This window comes from Neobacillus citreus, from assembly GCF_018343545.2.
Taxonomy (GTDB): Bacteria; Bacillota; Bacilli; order Bacillales; family Cytobacillaceae; genus Neobacillus; species Neobacillus citreus.
Genome location: NZ_JAGYPE020000033.1, coordinates 55358 through 62000 on the forward strand (window position 1 = coordinate 55358; position 6643 = coordinate 62000).

2 protein-coding genes are annotated in these 6643 nt (G+C 46.1%); both read right to left on the reverse strand.

Going from position 1 to position 6643, the window contains the following annotated elements; all coding sequences use genetic code 11:
- Positions 1 to 213 precede the first annotated feature (213 nt).
- Positions 214 to 537 carry a hypothetical protein gene (locus tag KHB02_RS17420; protein ID WP_213143956.1) on the reverse strand — a complete coding sequence of 108 codons (324 nt, stop codon included), beginning with the start codon at positions 535 to 537 and terminating at the stop codon, positions 214 to 216.
- A 21-nt stretch (positions 538 to 558) separates the two neighbouring features.
- A complete protein-coding gene (locus KHB02_RS17425) occupies positions 559 to 6291 on the reverse strand; it encodes an Ig-like domain repeat protein (protein ID WP_213143955.1) in 5733 nt (1910 codons plus the stop codon).
- Positions 6292 to 6643 lie beyond the last annotated feature (352 nt).

The window sequence follows — 6643 nt, forward strand, 5'->3', positions numbered from 1 at the left end:
CTCTCATTTTCGGAGACCTCACGGGTAAAATAAGGCTTCTATTTTTACCGTCCCCTCATTTTTTGGAACCACATGGGTAATATAGGACGTCTATTTTTACCGACTACCTCAGGTTTTGAACCCCACAGGCAAAATAAAGGGAATTTTTCAAAAGGAAACAAAAAAATAAGGCTTGCCAAAATAGCAAGCCTCTAGACACATATCCTCAGGATATTAGTTTCCTTCTTCTTTTCTGTAGCCGCGCGGTGTGTTGCATTGTGGGCAGGCAGCGTTGTTGGAGTCGAATGGGCTCCCGCAGTTTCGACAAAAGACCACTCCTGCACCGGCAGCAGCGGCAGGCTTTGACTCCCCGCCAGCTGGCTTCTCTTTTTGCACCGAGGCTAAGGCCTCCACTGTTGCGGCTTGCCCCGCATCCAGCTTCGCCGCCTCTTTTTTAAACTTCCTTAATACCCCAATGACTACGATCAACGTAATAATATTCACAACCAGTCCGGCAGCCGCAATGATCAAAACGAGAAGTGATGTATCTTTAAGCATGATTACGTCTTCCTCCTCTCATTACTTATCAATAGTCTCGGCACCATAAGTTTTCCTCTTTCGAACAAGGACTAGCGCCGTAATTACAGCTGCCAGGCTGCCGACACCGCCAATGGATCCCATAAACAAGGTCTTATTGTTATACCAGCGGACAATCGGGTTGGTGGAAACAAGAATACCATTGACCTTTTTACTTAGCTCGTTCCCGGCTGCGTCAACCGCGATAATCTTTACATTCTGCTTGGAGTTTAAGCTTTGGATGTCAAACGTATAGTTTTCTCCGTCTTCCTTGTGCTCCACTTTTTTACCGTTTAAATAGATCTCGGCACCCTCGAGAACAAGGTTATCCTTCACCGAAACCGTTACCTTTTTAACCTCAACAGGATACTGCTCCCCATTCTCAATATCAATTGGCACAATCACCGGTGCGGTCTTGTCGATACCAAAGGAGATTTCAGCCTGCTTCTTCTCATCGATATTTTCATTGATGTTACCTGCTGCATCTTCGGAATAAAGCGCAACGGTATATTTGCCATCGCCAGTGAACAGTGATTTTTTCACCACATACTTGTACTGGCTCCACTGTCCGGCGCCGCCGGTTTCAGTGACGGTATAATCCTTACCCTCCGCCAAGTCAGAAGGCGTACCGTTCTTCGTCATTTTTACTTGAATCGTATCAGCTTTCAGACTGTCGACGTTCGTTTCAGTCACAATGACGTCCGTTTCCTTTTGCACATATTTTCCGTCAATCGCCTTCAGCGCATCATCGAACACATAAACCGAACCAAAGCGGTTCACAGAGAATCGAATGGTCTTGAAGGTTTCATTGCCGGCAAAGTCCACAAGCGTCGCCGTTAACGTATAAAGGTCATCGATTTCCTTTTTCTTCTCGAAATTTTTAAACGTAAACACCTGGCCGTTTGGCGCATCGGCATAGTTGCCATCGAGCGCTGCCGGGCCGTGATTCGCTCCTGTCAGCTTGATGCTTACAGCCTTTTGATTAAAATTCGTATCGGAATAAGTTATCACCGGGATCACGTCGCCGTTATTGGCCGACTGATCCTGTACGCCGGTAATTGTCAGTTCAGGCGCCGTTTGATCAACGATGAACTCCTCTGCCTTATAATCGGCGGCAATATTCCCTGCCTTATCGGTAAAATCGATATCAAAGCTGTACTTGCCATCCGCAGCATATTGAATCGTGGCTGTGTGGACGTCACCCTTCGAACTCCAGCCGCTCACTTTCGGGAATGCCGCGGCAGACCCATTATCGCTGGCCGTACCTGTCACTCTTACGCGCCCGGCATCAAAGTTATGCTCATTAATCGAAATCGTTGCCGTTCTGCTGGCTCGATAATAGTTGCCGTTGGCCGCCGAGCCATTATTATAGGAAACTTTTATAACAGGAACGGTTTTATCAATCGTAAACTTCTGCTGCAGCACTGCTGGTGCAGCATTTCCGGCATTATCCTTATACTTGATATCAAAGGTATAATCGCCATCCGCGCTGAATTTCACTGTTGCTGTATGTGTTGTTTTATCCGGGTCGGCTGTATTAACTGCAGTAGTCCAGCCAACCAACGACGGCACAGAACCATCGGTATTCGTAATGAAATACTCCACATCTTTTGAATTAAAGTTCCGCTCCGTCACCACAACGGTTGCCGTCCGGTCTGCTTTGTAAAAATCAGGATAATCCTGATCCGGCGAATTGTTGTCATAAGTCACCTTGATCTGCGGCTCGGTCTTGTCGATACTGAACGTCAGCTCTTTTTCCGACGTGTTGCCGGCTCGGTCCGTCACCTTCGCCTTGACCACAATGGCGTTGCTATTGTTGCTGACCGCAATCGTTTTAGTCATCTCGGTAACGAGGTTTTTATCAGTCTTCGCTACCTGCCAGCCGTCTGGATTGCTGCCATCCGCAAACGAGCCGTCATTATTAATCTGCAGGCGTCCGCCTTGGTTATTCGCCGTATCATAAGGTGCTACCACCGACCATTCTACCTCATTCAAGCCTGAGTAAGTGTCGGTCACGGTTAGCTTCACATCCACGTTATTCGGGTAAAGCTCGAGACCCTGATTGTCACGATAGGATGTTTCTGCTTTTTCAAGCGTAATATGTGCCTCTTTGGCGTGCTGAGCTTCATCCTCAATGACCGTGCCGTCCGGTGTGGCAAAAGCACTGGTATTATTGACATGATCCGTCGCTTTAGCAAAAATCTGTCCTTTAAATGCCTCCGGGACATTAAAGCTGAATTCACCTGATGTCGGAACAGCATCAATGCTGTCAACCGCCGTTGACGTGATTTCCTGCAGCGAACCATCCGCAAGCACCGCATAGAATTTGCCATTCTCATAATCTTGCAGATAAATCACCATCGATTGAACTTCACTTGTCGCTTCAAAGCCAATCACTGGGTCCTCGGCTTTCACCGTCACCCGAATCGGCTTTTTGAAAAAGAAGCCATATTCCGTGAGTTCAACTGCTTCCTGCAGACTCTCGGTTGCGTCCTCCTGACTGTCATCTGTCGAAAAATGAAAATCGGTAATCATCGGGCTCGATTGGTCTATGAAAATAGTTTTTTCAACCTGTGCCGCATTTCCAGCATTATCAACAGTTTCAACAGCGATATGGTAGGAACCATCTTCATTTCTGGCAATCCTGGAATCGCCGGTATCCGTCGCTGCCAAATCTGGGCGATGCTGGACCGTCGACTCTTCATGGTAAAAATACTCATCAACAGGCTGGTCGTTCACGTTGATTTTGACCGCATTGACACCAGAATCGGCATCCTGCACATCGACATCGTACATGACTTCGCCGTTGTAAAACTCTTTTGTATCATCAGCCACATAGGCTGAAACGCCGTCTTTAGCGGTAATATTGATAGCTGCAGCAGGTGCTGTTTTTTCAATCATCACAACACCGCTATCCTTGGCCTTGATATTCGAATTGCTCGAATTCACCAAATATGGCGTCTGGTTCTTGTTATTCACATTGTCCGTGACTTCGACTTGGAACGTTCCCTTGAAACGGTCCACATCCAGAGTGTAGGTCGCTTCGGCGGTTAGACCTTGGGTTTCAAAGCTTTCCCGAGTTAACGCCGGTGCCTCTTCCCCCGCGTTCTCTGGAACAGCATTTACCTTTAAGTCCTTTATTCCGGAAGCGTCATCCTTGACCTTCACTGTCACTTCTATTTTTTTATTAAAAAATGTTCCAAAACTAAGATAGTTTAACACCTTGGCAATCGTGCTGTCGTTGATGACAGCAAAAGTGACCGCCTCACCGTCAGCTAGAACCGGTGCGTTTTCATCAATAAAAATTTTCTTTGGTGCTGCATCCGTTTTATTGCCAGCATTATCTTTTACCGTAACGGTAAAATCGTATAAGCGATTTTCTTGATCAAGCGTGCTCGTGTCAATCGCTTCAATCGCCGGACTTACTTGCTTTTCTTGTGAAAAATCATATTCTTTATATTTCTTATCATTTAGATTAATAGTCACCGTGTTGACGCCGGATTCTTGGTCTTCTGCTTTGATGTTTACTTTCGCATCACCGCTGTAAAACTCAGTATCATTAACCACATACGGATTTTTTTCTGAGGCAACCGTTAATTCCGCGGTCGGTGCCTTCCGGTCAATCATGAAGTGTCCATTGCCTTCCGGTTCGATATTCGTTTCGTTAACATCATAGTTTTGTTTGTTATTTACATTGTCGGCTACTTCAACGGAAAACGTCCCTTCGAAACTATCGTCATCAAGGACGAACACGGCCTCTGCTGTCCGAGTATCTTTGCTGAAGGTTTCGGAAACTGATGGAACAACCTTTTTATCAGTCGAATTAGTTGATTTCGCATACAACGTAATCTTCTGAACGCCAGATTCTCCATCCGTGGCTTTCACCGTTACCTGAATTCCTTTGTTAAAAAACATTCCAAATGTAAGGATGTTTAAAACCTGGGACCATGTGTCGTCGTTGATTTGTTCCACTTTTACAGATTTTCCATCAGCTAGTGTCGGGTTCGTCTGGTCGATGTTAATGTTGATTAGCTTTTCGGGGGATTGGTTACCCGCCTTGTCAACAGCCCAAACTTTGTATTGGCCTTTTTCGACTGGGCCAAAGGTGTAGCGGTTGGTTTTTGCATCGAATGCTGCCTCGCTTGGAGCAGCCGCTGCATCCGCAGCATTGCTGTAAAAGACTTTATCGATAGCTGTAGAGTACGTGACGCCGTCAAAGTTTTGGGCTCCGTTGTCGATTTCACCGGAAACGGTCACGGTGTCGCTGAACCATGTCACGTTATTGATGGTGGTTTTGTTTTTTCCATCCAGTGCAGGCTCTTTGACGGCCGGACCTTGGTTATCGAATACCAGCAAGATATCGCCATCCATGTTAATCGTTTGCTCGCTCTTTTTCGTGCCTGCAATCTTCACCTTCATGTCTTTAATTGAAGTGGATTTATTGAAGTTGTACTCCGTTTGCCACTTTTTGCTGGAGCCGGCGGAGGTTTGCAGATTGATAAGGTTGTAGCTTTCAATTGGTGCAACCTTCACCACAGCATCCTTGGAATAGACGCGGATTTCTTTGCCGCCTTCTTTATACGAGTCGAGTAATGCACCGGCGGTTGGTGTAATCGAAACGAATTGCGACCAAGTTCCGTTTAGTGTCGGGATTTTCTCAAAGGTTACTTCGATTGAAATTCGCTCTTTAATGTTTTTAACCGTGTAAGAATAAGTCCCGTCCTCATTTTCTGTAAAATTCGCATCAGCGTCGAGATCCACAGCCGTTCCGTTTACCTTAATGGAAGCTACCCGGTAGTCCTGGTTTGGTGTCATCGTGGCTGTTGCTGCGCCGTCATAATCGACTGTGGATTTATCCAGCTTCACATCTCCGTTACCGCCGCTGACACTGGTTGTTACGGCGTAGGTATTGATGGCAAATTCGACCTTCACGTCGTGATTGGCTGTGACATTTGTAAAAGTGTACTGATAGCTGTCTGGCTGGATTGGCGTCACATCTTTTGTCAGGTCGAGGTTGTCGCCATCGACATTGATGCTTTCGACATGAAAACCTGTTAACGGAGTTACCGTGAAAAAGGAATCATTGCCATGCTGGACGTTGACCGTTCCGCCGAGGGAGCTAATGGTTTTGTTTGCGTCGTCCTTTACCGTCCCTTCAAGTGCGTTGTATTGGAAGGTGACGATGTATGTTTTTAAAACAAACTCGACTTCAATGGTGGTGTCGGCCATAATCGATGAAATCGTGTGGGTGTAGCTTTGGTTGTCCGTTAACGGCTGTTCTTGCCCAGCGATTTTTACCGACTTAATTTCGTAATTTGGTTCAGGCGTGATGACAATGGCAACATCTGACCCTGATTTCACCTGAACCGGTGCGGTATAATCCGCTTCATTGATTTTAATCGTGCCCTCCCCCGCTGTTACATTAGCTGTAACTTGATAGTATGCTGTCTCAGGCGGGGCAGTTAGCGTTCCGGAGTCGGTTGTCCCACCAATGCCAGTTGAGTCACCAGATGTGGTTGCTCCACTTTGGCCGGTGGGCTCCTGCGTTGTGGTTAGTGGTTGCCCGCCAGATTCGGTTATTGTCCCGCCAGTTGCTGTAGTTTGACCAGTCCCAGTGTCTGTTGTTTGGGCAAACACCGGCATGATGGCGCCGGCCGGTATGTTAAAGGCAACCAGCAGAATGGAAAGGATGACTGCCAAGAAGCGGGTCGCCCTTGAATTTCTCTTTGTGAACACTTTTTCTCCTCCCCTTGAAAAAATACTATTTTATTAAAATACCTATTGGTTACCCTTTCCGGTGATTCATAAGACTACTTAACCGCTTTCTCATATGGTTTTTGGTCTTATGAACCTTTTATAAGACCACTTAACCGTTTTTTCACATGGGTTTTGGTCTTATGAGCCTTTTATAAGACCACTTAACCACTTTTTTTCACGAGTTTTGGCCTTATATAGCCTTTTATAAGACCAATTGGCCCTTTTATAACACTGGTTTTGGTCCTATGAACCTTTGATAAGTCCATTAGACCTCTTTTTTATACCGACTTTGGTCTTATGAACCATTTATAAGACCCTTGGTCGCTTTTTT